Origin of the sequence: Wolbachia endosymbiont (group A) of Ancistrocerus nigricornis, assembly GCF_947250785.1 — a bacterium.
Taxonomy (GTDB): Bacteria; Pseudomonadota; Alphaproteobacteria; order Rickettsiales; family Anaplasmataceae; genus Wolbachia; species Wolbachia pipientis.
Genome location: NZ_OX366348.1, coordinates 666,977 through 681,985, shown reverse-complemented (window position 1 = coordinate 681,985; position 15,009 = coordinate 666,977). Strand labels below are relative to the sequence as shown.

Here is a 15,009-nt window from a genome sequence, read left to right as displayed (position 1 = left end):
GGGATTTTATATGGCAGAAGCAAAAAGTAAATTAAAAACAATAAACCTTGATGCAGCAGGGATTGATATTGGCTCGACTGTACATTATGTATGTGTACCTGAAGGAAGAGATGAACAACGTATCCAAAAATTTGGGTGCTTTACAGTAGATCTACACAACTTAGCAAAGTGGTTAAAAAAGTGTCAGGTTAGAACTGTAGCCATGGAGTCAACTGGAGTATATTGGATTCCCTTATTTCAAATATTAGAATCACATAAATTTGAAGTAAAATTAGTAAATGCGCGACATGTCAAAAATGTGCCTGGTAGAAAGTCTGATGTTCAAGATTGTCAATGGCTGCAACAATTGCACAGCTATGGACTGCTTCAAGGATCATTTAGACCGGATAATCAAATGTGTGTACTGCGTAGTTACGTTAGACAACGTGCTAATCTAATTGAAAATGCAGCTAAACATACTCAACGTATGCAAAAAGCGCTAATTCAAATGAATATTCAATTACACAAGGTTATTAGTCATATTACTGGGATAACTGGTATGAAAATCATTGAAGCTATAATTGAAGGCGAAAGAGATCCTGAGAAATTGGCTAAATTCAGGGATGCACGAATAAAAAATGATCAGTCTACTATAGCAAAAGCGTTAGCTGGTGATTATAGAGAGGAACACTTGTTTGTGCTAAAACAAGAATATGCAGCATATACTTTTTTTCAAGAGCAAATAACGGGATGTGATAAAAGTATAGAAAATTACTATAAAACATTTGAAACAAAGTCGAATGAGAACAGGGCATTGAATAAGACACGAAAGAGAAAACAGAAGAATAGTCCAGATTTTGCCGTAGATGAAGATTTATATCGAATAACGGGGATGGATTTTACTAGAGTTCCAGGACTTGATGTATTAAGTATACAGGCTATCATTTCAGAAACAGGTATAAATCACAATAAATGGAGGACAGAAAAGCATTTTTCTTCCTGGCTCGGATTAAGTCCTGCTAATAAAATTACAGGAGGGAAAATTATTGGAACAAGAACTCGTAAAGTTGTTAATCGTGCTGCAACTGCCTTGCGACTTGCTGCTCATTGTGTATCAAGAAGCAACACTGCACTTGGTGCATACTGCAGGAGGTTAAAGAAGCGACTAGGGATACCAAAAGCGATCACTGCTACAGCAAGGAAATTAGCATGTATTTTTTATAATATGCTAAAATATGGACAAGAATATGTAGAAAAAGGAATGAACTATTATGAAACACTCTACAAAGAGAGAGTAGTCAAAAATTTGACTAAAAAAGCAAAGGAATTTGGTTATATACTAATGAAAGAGGAGCCGATAGATGAAGAAGGTTCTTAGGAGTTTCTTAGAAGAACAATGAGAAATTTTCTTGTAATTCTATTTATAGTTTTCTATGCATTTGATGCACACGCTGATGGAGCAACAGATGTAATGTGTAATGTAATAGGTTACGTTCATGGAATAGGTGGACCAATGATTACAGTGGTAATAATTGGTTCAAGCTTACTTGCAATATTTGGCAGAATGCCTTGGCCTGCACTTTTCGCACTGGGTATATTTGTTGCTGTGTTTTTTGGTGCTCCTCAAATTGTAACAAAGGTAACAGAAAAAGAAGTTTGTTGTCTTTTTAAAGGTCAAACCTTGGAGAATGGAAAGTGTGTTGCTGCTCCTGGATATGAACGTGTAGGTACAGGTTATGCTTGTCGTTCCGGTTGGGCGCTAACTAATAAAGGCTACTGTATAAAAGCTGGCCAAGATCCTTCAAAGTATTGGAAGTGAAAATGGTGCTTTTATAGAGTTAAATCTAACAAACCGCAGAGTATATAATTAACATCCACGCCTTTAGTTAGATTCCACTCACGCTTTATTACGTTGTACTCCATGCCAGCCATGTTTTGCAGCGTTACATTATTTTCTCTTAAGTGATTTGCAATTTCTGACGGCTTGAGAAATTTATTCCAGTTATGTGTACCTTTTGGCAGCCAATTTAATATGTACTCTGCACCAATTATTGCAAGACAAAAGGATTTAATAGTTCTATTTATTGTGGATATAAAGATTAACCCCTCCGGTTTTAGCAGTTCTATCGCTTTTTTCATGAAAAGCTCTAAATTATCCACATGTTCAACTACTTCCATCAGCAGAACCACGTCGTACTTCTTGTCATTGCTTAGCTCTTCAATGCTGGTGTGTATATATTCTATATTTAACCCTACTTTTTTTGCATGTGAATGCGCTACTTTTATGTTTTCTTCACATACATCTATTCCCACAACGTTAATGCCAACGCGTGCCATTGACTCTGACAAAATGCCACCACCGCATCCAACATCAAGCAATGATAATTCTTTCAAATTGCATTTTTTTAACTCTTTTATTTTCTCAATAATGTAAGATACTCTAACAGGATTCATCATGTGCAATGGTTTGAATTTGCCGTTCTCATCCCACCACTGGCCTGCCATTTTAGCGAATTTTGATATTTCATCTTCGTTATAAGTTTTTGTTTTTTTTTTCTTAGAGGTTATATTGCTGAGTTTATCAAGGCGTTTTTTATGTCTGCTTTCTTTTGAAAATTCTGTTTCGAGGAATTGTTTGACTATGTCTTTTGCTAATCCACTCGCAGTAAACCCTGCACCAAAACACAGTACATTTGCGTTGCCATGCTCGCGAGCTAATTTTGCGATCTCAACACTGTTACATAAAGCAGCGTAGATTCCTTCAAAACGATTTGCCACAGTACTCATGCCCAAACCTGTACCACAAATTAATATCCCATAATTTGCTTTTTTGCTTGTTATATCTTCTACAACTTTAACAGCATAGTTTGGGTAATCTACACACTTTTGCTTAGCAGTGCAGCCTTGATCTACTACTCTGTAACCTAGGGCTTCCAGGTAAGGTTTTATTTCTGATTTTAATTCATAACCAGCATGATCTGAGGCAATTGATACTATACCTAACATATAAGAAATAAGGACATTTTATATGGGTTTGAACTTTCTGTCAAGTCATTCAATGCTTCTGACCTTTTGGGAGTTCTAAAGCTATAGCTAAGGTTTTCCTACGTCATACCGCAATTCATTCCACAACTGTACGAACATTGTGATTTGAGAATAATCTCCGCCAGGAAGGGTGTCATCCCAGTGCTTTGGCACTGAGATCCAGAAAACTTAATTTTAAATAAGTACACCAGATAGCTGTATAATAAGAACTGGATTCCAGTGTCAAGCACTGGAATGACACCTTCTGTATAAATATTAAGAAATTTACCAAACGAAAAAAAAGGCAAAAGAAGCCCCGTGGTTGGCTAATTACTTACATTATACTTTCAAGTATGGCGTTTTTTTATTCTAAACACTTAATAACCGCGATTTAGCTGCTTTTAAGCCGCAACTAATCTAAATTATAAACGTTAAGAAATTTACTAAACAGAAAAAAAGGCAAAAGAAACCCTAGGGTAGCTAGTTATTCACTATCCATTTTTTAAGTTGGCGTTTTTTAATGTTTTAAATGCTTTATAAGCGTATTTCAGCTTGTGTAGGTCAAAACCCGGAAATTTGATAAAGACATAAGGTGCACATAGTGCAAAAAATTAAACATGAGACGCCAGATACGTTGAGTTTTTTTGTCATTTAATCTGTACAGAGAAGATAAATAAATAGCTTCAGTTTCATGATAAGGGCGCTGGCGAGGTTTGTCAAGGAAGTTTTTTGTTTCTGTGGGCTACCTGGATGACAGGATTGCTCTTGAATTTGTATAGCTACATTGTCGGTAAATCTAAATTGCTTTAGTTATAGAAATAAATTTCGAGTCAGATGTGTATAAATTCTATATAATTTTTATCCTACTACTAATTTAACAAGATGGATCATATAGATATTATAAAATCAAAATTATTATTATCCGACATAGTAGGTAAAAAAGTCAGATTAATAAAAAGAGGAGATAGTTTTGTTGGGCTCTGTCCATTTCATAACGAAAAAACCCCATCTTTTTCGGTGAGCAATACTAAGGGGTTATATTACTGTTTTGGTTGCTTGGCTAGTGGTGATGCATTTGAATTTATTTCACAAACTGAAGGATTAAGCTTTAAAGAAGCATTGGAAAAATTAGCATCGGTTACAGGTGTTGAACTGCCCAAAAATCTTAGTATTACAAAAGAGGACAATAAACTATTTTTAGCGCTTGATTTAGCTGCAAATTGGTTTGCACAAAAAAATCAAGGTGTTGTAGATTATTTAAAGCAGCGTAAGATTTTACCTAAAATCATAGATAAATTTAAGATAGGTTATGCACCAAGCTCTGGTTTGAAAGAGTATTTAAACTCTTCAGGTATTGAAGACAGAATTTTGATTGATATTGGATTAGTAAACAAAAATTTTCATGATTATTTTTATGACCGGCTGATATTTCCTATACAGAGCATTGCAGGGAGAGTTATTGGTTTTGGCGGACGTGCGCTAAGTTCTGAGCAACAGCCGAAATATTTAAACAGTCCAGAGAGTCAGCTCTTCAAGAAGAGGGAGAATTTATACGGATTAAACTTTGCTTTAAGCGAAATACGTAAAAAACAGCACATACTCGTTGTTGAAGGATATATGGACGCTATAGCGCTACATCAAGCAGGAATTAGTAATGCAGTTGCTCCGCTTGGTACCGCAATTTCTGCAGAACAGATAAAAAATCTATGGAGATTTGCTAAAGAAATCTCCATCTGTATGGATGGCGATAGTGCTGGACGTCATGCTGCTACTCGAGTTGCAGAACTTGCTCTGCCAATATTAGAGCCTGGATACACGTTAAAGTTTGTGACTTTGCCAAGTAATAAAGATCCATACGATATATGTAACGAACTGGCATACAAGAAAGAAGACGTGTTGACTGCTCTTGACCATTCAACAAAACTGCATTCTGAATATTTATGGCATCACATAATCGATAGCAATTTGCAAAATTATGAAAAATTTGCTCCGGAAAAATATTCAATTCTTGAGCACAAGTTCATGGAATATGTAAATACTATTAGCAACAGCAGTATTAGAAGGTATTACAGAGATTATTTTTACAATAAGGCTAGTGAACTAAGAAGTAGCTTCAAAAAACAGATTTTTAATAGTAAAACTAGAGCAACAAAAGGTGAGTATCTTCATAACAAGTCTCCAGAGCTAATTGAAGCAGAGCAAAATCAGGCCGTAATTTTGCGTATAGCCGTAGAATTTCCTGAAATCTTGAACCGTCCTATATTTTTTGAGCAATTTTCTCATTTTGAATTTACTAATGAGATGAAAAGATTACAACAGCGTATAATTGATGTAATAAGTAACAAAAGCAAACTCGATAAAGAGGCTTTGTTACAAGAATTGAAACAGTTTAACGTTATAAAGTATGTATTTGAAAAAACTAGTGTACTAAATAGCCAACTGAACGAGAGAAAATCTGCAGAAATTGTGTGGAATAATATAGTGTTACTAAAAGAGTTAAATGCATTACGAAAAGAAAGAACCGAGGCGAGGCTGAGCGGTAATCTTGACTTAGAGGAAAGGTTGATAGAACAAATAAAGCAAATAGAAAGCAGTATACAAGAAATGCAAATGGAGTTTATTGAAAAGTAGATATCGTCTCGTTAGTCAACAAGAAAATTACAAAATAAGACAATATTTTACATAAGATTGAAATTTTTAACTAATTAAGCCTTCCTCTAACAGCTTTGCCCTGTAGTTTTTGATATGGTTAGGATCACTTGAAAATGTATAATTTTTGTAGTTAGCTCTGCTGTGCATATAAAGTTTACTATTGACTTTTATCACATTATCTCACATTATCTCACATAATATGCATGTGAGAAGAATATGAACTGGAAGAATTTTCGTCTTAGTACGCGTCTCAACCTAGAAGGGCCTGTAATTGAGCAAGTGTACGAGTTAATTACTGCAGTTGATAGTGTTAAAAATAGCTGGCAGATAACGAAAAAACTACTACCACAAACAATTGAAAGATTAACTCATTCAGTTATTGTTACATCTTCTGGCGCTTCTAACCGTATTGAAGGAAATCGTCTAACCGATAAAGAAGTTGAGGATCTATATAAAAACCTACGTGTCAAAAAATTTAAAAATAGAGATGAGCAAGAAATTGCTGGCTACTTAGAAATGCTTAAACTAATATTTCATGATTATACGGATATTCCAATTAGTGAGTCATCAATATTGCACATTAACAACCAGATGCTACTTTATAGTGAAAAAGATTTGTATCATAGAGGAAAATACAAAGCAAGTTCTAATAGAGTTGAGGCAAAAGATCAGAATGGAAAAGTTGTTGGTATAATTTTTGATCCCACACCACCTTACCTTGTTAGAAAGGAAGTACAAGAGCTTATTGATTGGTATCACTGGTCCTTAAATAATAAATTGAAGCATCCTCTTATTATTATTGCTAACTTTGTTTTTGAGTATCTGGCAATACACCCTTTTCAAGATGGGAATGGCAGAACTAGTAGATTGATGACTAATTTAATGCTGTTGCAGCAGGGTTATGATTTTGTATCTATTGTATCACATGAAAAGATAATTGAAACTAACAAACTTGATTACTATTTAGCGCTTAATAAAACACAAAGTAGCTGGAAAAGTAGCAAAGAAGATATTTCCCCATGGTTAATATTTTTTCTTAATGTGCTCAAAACGCAAGCAAATGAGGCGCATTATATTCTTGAGAGGGAGAATACTGAATATTTATTATCAAGAAAACAATTATTCTTCTGGGAATGGGCACTTAGCCTTGCAGATAAAGAATTTAGTAGAAAAGATGCTATAGAAGCTCTAGGATTTCCTCCAAGAACAGTAGAGGCAATTACAAAGAAACTGCTAGGGATGAAATACTTACAGCGTCTTGGAGAAGGCAAAGCCACTAGATATAAAGTTATTATTTAAAAGTTTTAGTATGTTTTTCGAGATTTTTTTAAATCCAGTCTTATGCACAACTTTGTTTGCAATTTTATTCGATTAAAAATTGCATTTTAGCAATAAAAAACTTACTTATTATAGGAAAATCTTGTGTTTGTTCTCATATAAAACTATTTATGGAGTGACAATGGTACATGTATTATACTTACATTTCTGATTCGAAAATTTATGCAGTTGTTTCTAACAAGATTGGTCAACAAATTCTATTGTTTAAAGATGAGAAATAAAGTAATCATCATTTCCAGTATTGCTTTTATTCTACTGTTTTTTATCAGTAGTGCATTTTTAAAAAAAGATCAGGCGGTTCATAGCGATAATGCAACTAGTAGCTTTTCAGTAAAAACTCAAGAATGTGCGCCGCAAAACCGCACTATATATTTAAATTTTTCTGGTACAGTAAATCCCTTACATAGAGCTAGCCTTGTCTCAAAAATAAGTGGTAAGATTATTGCTATTTATTTACCTGATGGTGAAAAGGTAAAAAGAGATGATGTAGTGTTAAAGATAGAAGATTATGACAGGATTGAGCAAGCTCAGAAAGCCAAAGCTTTATTAAAGCAGCGTGAAATTGAGTATGATTCCTCTCACAAACTGAATAAAAAAGGCTATGGGGCACAAATACAAGTAGAAGCAGCTTTTACTGCGTTACAAAGTGCAAAAGCTGACCTAAAAAGGCTAGAATTGGATTTAGAAAATACTGCAGTCACATCTCCTATAGATGGTTATATTGATAAAATCAATGCAAACGAAGGGGATTTTGTTAATGCTGGGCAAAAAATAGCTGACGTGGTTAATTTCGATCAAATTCTTGTAGTGTTATACGTTTCGGAAAATGAAGTAAATAAAATAGAGCTAGGCAGCACAGCTCAAATTAATTTGCTGGACGGAAAAGAATTGGCAGGTGAAGTAAGTTTTATTAGTAAAATTGCTGAGCCTAAAACTGGGTCTTATAGGGTAGAAGTAAAGGTAACTAATAATAAAATGATATCCTTGCAGGGACTAACTGCCAACGTAAGGCTACCTTCAGGCGAAAGATTTGCATATAAAGTTCCTTCTTCAGCCCTGAGCTTAAGTGACGAGGGTGCTCTTGGAATAAAGATTGTTGATGACAATAATTATGTAGTATTTGCACCAATAGAAATTGTTGATCATGAGAGCGATGGGGTTTGGATAGTAGCAAATAACGAAGATAAACCCATAAAGTTAATAGTATTGGGCCACCTATTTGTTAAGCCTGGTGATAAGGTTTAAGACATAAGATCCTTTGACCTTACCCAGAAAAAGTGGAGAGAAAGTGTGGAATGTTTTTTACAAAAAGAATGATGCATCAAATTGTTCTGGAATGCAATAGTTAATAGTGACGTTGTTTGTTATAAAAAATTTCTATGTATTCAAATATTGCAGTTCTAGTTTGTTGAGCAGAGTGTTGTGAAGTATCAATAAGTATTTCTCTTTTCAATGAGCTAAAGAAGCTTTCTGCAACAGAATTGTCGTAACAACAGCCTTTATTACTCATCTATATTCTTTACAGCTAAGAGATATTGATACCCTTGCGCAGTATATTGTGAACCTTGGTCACTGTGCAGCAGTAGATTTTTAACAGGTTTACGCCTATTAATGGCCATTAATAAAGAGTTCATAACCAATTGTTTATTTATTGCACTACTCATTAACTACCATACGTGAGAATTATTGCTGCCAAATATAGCCATCCCTCCTTGGTTTTGATGTAAGTAATCCCATACTTTATTTGGTTGATCAACAATAAAGTTTTGATCTAGTATATTGGGAGCTACAGCTCTATTATCTGTTTGTTGTTTTTTAATTTTAAACTTTCTTCTCAGTATAGCCCTGATGTCATTTTTCTGCATAATACTTTGCACCGTTTTCAAATTGCAACTTTTACCCAAAGCCTTCAATTCAGCATGAATTTTAGGAGCTCCATATCTACATTTAGAAACTTGATATATTTTTTGAATAGCTTCGAGTAGCTCTTTATTTGCTGATTCTCTACTGCTTATTTTTCTTGTGGTCCACTTATAGTAGCCACTAGCAGAAAATCCTACATAATTCCTGTACTTTATAGCAGTTACTATATAAAAAAATATTTTACTCTTTTTGACTGGCCAGGGCTTTTTTTTAAATGTCTCTTTCCCTTGTTACTCTTGCTTTGTAAATCAAACCTCTCTTTGTCGTAAGGAGCCATGTTACCTCTACCTGGAAATGCATTTGCCGCTGACTTTTTTTCGTTATATTTCTTCATCCATTTTCCTAATAAACCACCCTTTATTCCTAAATCTCTTGCTATTTTTGTAATTGTTTGACCTGCCTTTCTTTGTTCATTTGCCAGTTTAACAGCTTCCAATTTGAATTCTGCCGTATATTCTCTTACCATTTCTAATCCTCCAAAATTTTATTTTACCCAAAAAAACTCTTTTCTTTCTCTCCACTTTTTCTGGGTAAGGTCACTACTGCTATTCCACGTCAAGAACAACCATAAGTTCATTAGGGTTCACATAACCTAAAGCATTTTTTGCTTGCTCATCAAGCAGATCTAAATCTAAGCTTTTTTCATATAAGCCAAATACTTTGTTGTCCAACTTTTCCTTTTCAGAAGAGACATCCTTTAGCAAAAGTTTATTGTACTCGATTTCTTTTTTTAAATCGATTAACGTCAATAAGCCACGTTTACCTGTAATTGTGCTAATGCTGAAATATAATGTAAGGGAAGAAATGAGTAAGGCTGCGCTTAAACACAGTAACTTTTGCTTCTTTTTAGATATAAGCACCGTACTTTCACATATAAAAAATATATAACATGAAAAGGTGAACAAAAAGCTAAGAACCTTGACGCGCTTTACACCTTGGCTTTACCTTATTTATAATGTAAATCTTACCACCCCTTTTCACAACTTTACAATTTTTATCTCTGTTACGATGAGATTTTAGCGACCCTTTGACTTTCATATCTATAGTAAGAATTAAATTACTTTACATTATAATCACTTATCAAGAGTTAGTCAATTGATAACATTTTATTAAAATATTGTATAATTGTTGCTGATACTTCTTCGATCGACTTTTGCGTGACATCGATAATTGGCCAGTTATTCTGTTTAAAGAGCTCCTCTGCTTCTTTAATTTCCTTTTCTACTTTCTCAGGGTTAGCATATATATTATTATCTTCGTTGTTAATTGAAGTAAGTCTATTTTTGCGTATTTCTATTAGCCTACTTACGTCTATTGTTACCCCTATCGTTAGTTTATTTTTTAATTTTGCCAAGTCAACATAAAAGGGTACTCCACTAACAAAAGGAATATTTGCAACTTTATAGCCTCGGTAAGCTAAATACGTACTGGTGGGAGATTTTGATGTACGTGAAACTCCAACCAAAATTATATCTGCTTTATCAATATCTTGAATATTTTGTCCATCATCATGATTAATAGTGTAGTTTATTGCCTCAATGCGCTGAAAATATTCGTTATTTATCTCAGTATGCAAGTCAAGCTTTTCGTCTTTTTCAATTTCAAGATAAGACGAAATTTCTCTAATAATATGTGATAATATTGCTCTATAGGGAATTTTCAACTTTATACAGTTATCTTTTAGATATTTTCTTAGCTCATCATCAGTAATAGTGCATATAACAAAATTATGCTCATCACTTTTCCTATTAATTTCCTCCAGAATTTTGTCAATCTGCTCTTCTCCTTTTACAAAAGACCAAACATATTCGATCGTTTCTACAGAACGAAAGTGTTTCAGAGCTGATTTTGCAACTGATATAACAGTTTCACCACTTGAATCTGATACTAAGTGTAGATTAAGCTTTTTAAGGGTCATATACTAAAAATAATAGCTAGCAATCTGCTACTGAAATTATGCTAATTTGTTGACCTACGTAAATATAGAAAAACTATCCTGTTGATAAAACTCAAACTAATTGGTAAATTCTTAACACAATTATTCTCAAAACGAATGTTTTTATTAAAGCCTACAAATTTCTCTTATTTTTCTAAGAAAGCTCTACCTTGGCTTGGGGTTATTTGTTTCGCATGTTTTTTAATTGGAATGTCTTTGGCGTTATTCTTCTCTCCAGAAGATTATAAACAAGGAGAAATTGTACGAATCATGTACATTCATGTGCCTTCTGCATGGCTTGCTCTTGGAATATATGGATTAATTGCATCACTTGGTTTCATTTCATTGGTATGGAACAATAGCATTGCTAGTGTCTTGGCACATGCTGCTGCTCCTGCAGGGACAGTCTTTTCGGCAATATGCTTAATCACAGGCAGCATCTGGGGAAAAGGAACCTGGGGCACTTGGTGGGTATGGGATGCAAGGCTTACTTCAATGCTGATTTTATTTTTCCTATATGTTGGCTACCTTTCATTGTGGAGCGCTTTTGATAATGAAGCGAGGGCAGAAAAATCAGCAGCAGTATTTGCCATCTTTAGTGCTATAAATATTCCTATAGTAAAATTTTCCGTGAATTTATGGTCCACTCTCCATCAGCCAGCAAGCATTTTGAGAAAAGGTGGAATAGCAATAGAAAGTTCCCTGCTGTTGCCACTGGTTGCAATGTTTATGTTTTGTGCCACATTTTTTTTAGTAGTGTGGATACTGTATTCACTTTACTTAATTAATTTATATAAGATAAAGAGAGAAATCAGTATGCGGTATTAGGCCGAGAGATGAAAATAGAACACACCACATCACCAAGTAGCAAAGACATTGAATTCCTACTCAAAAAGATTAATGAAGAAACCGTTGATAAAGGTACGTGTAACCCATTTGCTTTTTTTATTCGCGATGATACTGAACAAATTATTGTAGGTTGTAGCGGTTTTGTTATCTATGGTTCAATTTACACTGACTTGCTTTGGGTGCACTCTGATTATAGAAGAAAAGGTATGGGAAAGCAGCTAATGGAAGAAGTTCATGATTATGGTCGTGAGATGCACTGTAAAATAGCAACCGTTGCAACCATGAATTTTCAAAAAGCGAAAGTATTTTATGAAAAGCTTGAGTATAAGTGTGATCTTGTACGTCCAGGGTATGTTAACATGTATATTTTTGAAGAAAGTGTTGTGAGATGCACTGTAAAATAGCAACCGTTGTAACCATGAACTCTAAAATATTTAAAGAGCCTACTAATATCTTTAAGGTAAATGTTCATGTGATTCCGCAGAATAATTCTGTTTTTTGATTCTATCTGTCCATTTATCATTTTCTATATCTTGTTTGTTGGTTGCTTTTTTTTCTTGCTCAACAATTGCCTTATCTATCTCCTTATGAATTGCATCAATTGCATTAATCGCACCTCCTTTTTTGTATACTTCGCTTTTCCCTTCAATAATTAACTTAATAAAAGTATTTACAACAGACTGCACTTGATTATGATTAACCTGACCTTTTGTCAAAGAAGGTAAAGAGCCTAATTCCATCAATACTTCTGGTGCTGTTTTATCTTGAGTGGAAAGTCCTAAATTATCTGCTACTTTACTTATTAATAACTCTCTGTGTTCTTTATTATCTTCCAATTTAGCATAATCACTCAATAAATCTATAACGGTAGATACTCTGACTTCAACAACATCATCAACATCTTCATCTTCTAGAGCAACTCCTGACCCCAATAACCTCTCTCTGAGATTTTCGCTTAAAAGCCCAGAACAGATAAAATCTGTAAAACCAAAAAGAAACTCCCTCTTTACTTTATGTTCTTTGGGTATAGTGTTATGAAGAAGCGCTTCTGCAGCTATAACCGAAACAATCAATGGTGCTATAAATGCCCGTTTGAAAGCATGGTTTTGGGGGAAATGGTAAAACCATTGATGGAGTTCTTTTTGGGCTACCTCGTTTAGAAGATTGTATAACCTAACCGTCCCAAGCTGAAGTGCTTCTTATCATAATAATATAGGAGGGATTTTATATGGCAGAAGCAAAAAGTAAATTAAAAACAATAAACCTTGATGCAGCAGGGATTGATATTGGCTCGACTGTACATTATGTATGTGTACCTGAAGGAAGAGATGAACAACGTATCCAAAAATTTGGGTGCTTTACAGTAGATCTACACAACTTAGCAAAGTGGTTAAAAAAGTGTCAGGTTAGAACTGTAGCCATGGAGTCAACTGGAGTATATTGGATTCCCTTATTTCAAATATTAGAATCACATAAATTTGAAGTAAAATTAGTAAATGCGCGACATGTCAAAAATGTGCCTGGTAGAAAGTCTGATGTTCAAGATTGTCAATGGCTGCAACAATTGCACAGCTATGGACTGCTTCAAGGATCATTTAGACCGGATAATCAAATGTGTGTACTGCGTAGTTACGTTAGACAACGTGCTAATCTAATTGAAAATGCAGCTAAACATACTCAACGTATGCAAAAAGCGCTAATTCAAATGAATATTCAATTACACAAGGTTATTAGTCATATTACTGGGATAACTGGTATGAAAATCATTGAAGCTATAATTGAAGGCGAAAGAGATCCTGAGAAATTGGCTAAATTCAGGGATGCACGAATAAAAAATGATCAGTCTACTATAGCAAAAGCGTTAGCTGGTGATTATAGAGAGGAACACTTGTTTGTGCTAAAACAAGAATATGCAGCATATACTTTTTTTCAAGAGCAAATAACGGGATGTGATAAAAGTATAGAAAATTACTATAAAACATTTGAAACAAAGTCGAATGAGAACAGGGCATTGAATAAGACACGAAAGAGAAAACAGAAGAATAGTCCAGATTTTGCCGTAGATGAAGATTTATATCGAATAACGGGGATGGATTTTACTAGAGTTCCAGGACTTGATGTATTAAGTATACAGGCTATCATTTCAGAAACAGGTATAAATCACAATAAATGGAGGACAGAAAAGCATTTTTCTTCCTGGCTCGGATTAAGTCCTGCTAATAAAATTACAGGAGGGAAAATTATTGGAACAAGAACTCGTAAAGTTGTTAATCGTGCTGCAACTGCCTTGCGACTTGCTGCTCATTGTGTATCAAGAAGCAACACTGCACTTGGTGCATACTGCAGGAGGTTAAAGAAGCGACTAGGGATACCAAAAGCGATCACTGCTACAGCAAGGAAATTAGCATGTATTTTTTATAATATGCTAAAATATGGACAAGAATATGTAGAAAAAGGAATGAACTATTATGAAACACTCTACAAAGAGAGAGTAGTCAAAAATTTGACTAAAAAAGCAAAGGAATTTGGTTATATACTAATGAAAGAGGAGCCGATAGATGAAGAAGGTTCTTAGGAGTTTCTTAGAAGATTGTTTTACACATTTAGGACAGCAAGCTTTGTATGAGTCAAAGAATAAGTCATACCTGGTGCAGATATTAAAACAGCAACCAGACAAACTCTATGGTATTGGTGAAGGACAATTTGTAGGGGAGATGTTGATTTTGGAGGTGAGTGTCTTTGATGTATTGCAACCAATGGTAGGAGATATCTTTATTATTGGTAACCGTAGATACAAAGTACACTCACCGCCACTCAGAGATAACTCTGGAATGATCTGGAAAATTCAAGCGTCAGGGGTGTAGATGCGTATTAACATCGAAGTCACCGGTAGTATTGAAAAGGTAATACAAAGTATAGATGCTGAAAGGAAAAAAGTGGAAAAAGCAACGGTGAGGGCATTAAACAAAACAGCACTATGGGTAAGATCGCAAACTGTCAAACAAGTTAGCGAAGAAAAACAAATACCAAAAAAAGCAATGAGAAAAAAGTTAAGTGTGGATAAAGCAAATAGAAAGCGTTTATGGTCGATAGTGAAGCTCAGTTCGCAGTGGATAGGAGTAGCAAAACTTGGGAGCATAAAACAGACAAAGATAGGAGCAAGGGCAGGAAGCCGTATGTATGAAGGAGCATTTATAGCAACGATGAAAAATGGTCATATAGGAATCTTCAGACGAAGGTATATGACACCGTTACCAATAGATGAAATTAAAGTAAGAGGTTGTCCGGAAACAAGTAAAAGGCTATAA

14 protein-coding genes and 3 pseudogenes are annotated in these 15,009 nt (G+C 34.5%); 11 read left to right on the top strand and 6 right to left on the bottom strand.

Translation table 11 applies throughout. From position 1 onward, the window contains the following. Positions 1–10: 10 nt before the first annotated feature. Positions 11–1,357 carry an IS110 family RNA-guided transposase gene (locus OOK90_RS03415; RefSeq protein WP_264373686.1) on the top strand — a complete coding sequence of 449 codons (1,347 nt, stop codon included), beginning with the start codon at positions 11–13 and terminating at the stop codon, positions 1,355–1,357. Between the two features lie 18 nt (positions 1,358–1,375). Then, the gene (locus OOK90_RS03410; protein WP_244663072.1) at positions 1,376–1,798 is read left to right on the top strand and encodes a TrbC/VirB2 family protein; all 423 of its coding nucleotides are present in this window, start codon (positions 1,376–1,378) and stop codon (positions 1,796–1,798) included. An 11-nt stretch (positions 1,799–1,809) separates the two neighbouring features. Here the strand turns inward: OOK90_RS03410 and ubiG are convergent, their stop codons facing one another. Further along, positions 1,810–2,985 carry a bifunctional 2-polyprenyl-6-hydroxyphenol methylase/3-demethylubiquinol 3-O-methyltransferase UbiG gene (gene ubiG / locus OOK90_RS03405; RefSeq protein ID WP_264705718.1) on the bottom strand — a complete coding sequence of 392 codons (1,176 nt, stop codon included), beginning with the start codon at positions 2,983–2,985 and terminating at the stop codon, positions 1,810–1,812. A 195-nt stretch (positions 2,986–3,180) separates the two neighbouring features. Here ubiG and OOK90_RS06545 point away from each other — a divergent pair. The 4 genes and pseudogenes from OOK90_RS06545 to OOK90_RS03385 all read left to right on the top strand — a co-directional run. Next, a pseudogene (locus OOK90_RS06545) lies at positions 3,181–3,270 on the top strand (WPE palindromic element domain-containing protein); the annotation flags it as partial. A 615-nt stretch (positions 3,271–3,885) separates the two neighbouring features. Continuing rightward, a complete protein-coding gene (dnaG, locus tag OOK90_RS03395; RefSeq protein ID WP_209472835.1) occupies positions 3,886–5,634 on the top strand; it encodes a DNA primase in 1,749 nt (582 codons plus the stop codon). Positions 5,635–5,871: 237 nt separating this feature from the next. After that, positions 5,872–6,954, top strand: a complete 1,083-nt coding sequence (locus tag OOK90_RS03390; protein ID WP_209472833.1) for a Fic family protein — start codon at positions 5,872–5,874, stop codon at positions 6,952–6,954. 201 nt (positions 6,955–7,155) lie between these two features. Next, positions 7,156–8,238, top strand: coding sequence for an efflux RND transporter periplasmic adaptor subunit (locus tag OOK90_RS03385; protein WP_174515936.1), 1,083 nt, complete (start codon positions 7,156–7,158; stop codon positions 8,236–8,238). Between the two features lie 57 nt (positions 8,239–8,295). Here OOK90_RS03385 and OOK90_RS06715 read toward each other — a convergent pair. The 4 genes and pseudogenes from OOK90_RS06715 to OOK90_RS03350 all read right to left on the bottom strand — a co-directional run bounded on the left by OOK90_RS06715 (position 8,296) and on the right by OOK90_RS03350 (position 10,834). Beyond that, positions 8,296–9,382 (bottom strand): annotated as a pseudogene (locus OOK90_RS06715) (IS3 family transposase). Positions 9,383–9,461: 79 nt separating this feature from the next. Next, entirely contained in the window at positions 9,462–9,776 is a 315-nt protein-coding gene (locus OOK90_RS03360; RefSeq protein ID WP_010962526.1) for an FtsB family cell division protein, read from the bottom strand. Between the two features lie 49 nt (positions 9,777–9,825). Further along, positions 9,826–9,954 (bottom strand): type B 50S ribosomal protein L36, encoded by a 129-nt coding sequence (ykgO, locus tag OOK90_RS03355; RefSeq protein WP_006279631.1) that lies wholly within the window; start codon positions 9,952–9,954, stop codon positions 9,826–9,828. 49 nt (positions 9,955–10,003) lie between these two features. Then, positions 10,004–10,834: a pyruvate, water dikinase regulatory protein gene (locus OOK90_RS03350; RefSeq protein ID WP_006280267.1), complete on the bottom strand. Its 831-nt coding sequence runs from the start codon at positions 10,832–10,834 to the stop codon at positions 10,004–10,006. Between the two features lie 135 nt (positions 10,835–10,969). On the opposite strand from OOK90_RS03350, the gene ccmC reads away from it, so the two are divergent. Next, the gene (ccmC, locus tag OOK90_RS03345; RefSeq protein WP_010962525.1) at positions 10,970–11,680 is read left to right on the top strand and encodes a heme ABC transporter permease CcmC; all 711 of its coding nucleotides are present in this window, start codon (positions 10,970–10,972) and stop codon (positions 11,678–11,680) included. Positions 11,681–11,688: 8 nt separating this feature from the next. After that, positions 11,689–12,105, top strand: a complete 417-nt coding sequence (locus OOK90_RS03340; protein WP_264705717.1) for a GNAT family N-acetyltransferase — start codon at positions 11,689–11,691, stop codon at positions 12,103–12,105. A 51-nt stretch (positions 12,106–12,156) separates the two neighbouring features. On the opposite strand, the pseudogene OOK90_RS03335 reads toward OOK90_RS03340, so the two are convergent. Next, a pseudogene (locus OOK90_RS03335) lies at positions 12,157–12,663 on the bottom strand (hypothetical protein); the annotation flags it as partial. Between the two features lie 266 nt (positions 12,664–12,929). Here OOK90_RS03335 and OOK90_RS03330 point away from each other — a divergent pair. From OOK90_RS03330 to OOK90_RS03320, 3 genes are read left to right on the top strand one after another with little or no spacing between them, the layout of a single operon-like run. Continuing rightward, positions 12,930–14,276 carry an IS110 family RNA-guided transposase gene (locus OOK90_RS03330; protein ID WP_264373686.1) on the top strand — a complete coding sequence of 449 codons (1,347 nt, stop codon included), beginning with the start codon at positions 12,930–12,932 and terminating at the stop codon, positions 14,274–14,276. Then, the gene (locus OOK90_RS03325; RefSeq protein WP_209473009.1) at positions 14,260–14,565 is read left to right on the top strand and encodes a head-tail joining protein; all 306 of its coding nucleotides are present in this window, start codon (positions 14,260–14,262) and stop codon (positions 14,563–14,565) included. Before OOK90_RS03330 ends, OOK90_RS03325 begins: the two co-directional genes overlap by 17 nt. Further along, positions 14,566–15,009 (top strand): phage tail protein, encoded by a 444-nt coding sequence (locus tag OOK90_RS03320; RefSeq protein WP_244663090.1) that lies wholly within the window; start codon positions 14,566–14,568, stop codon positions 15,007–15,009.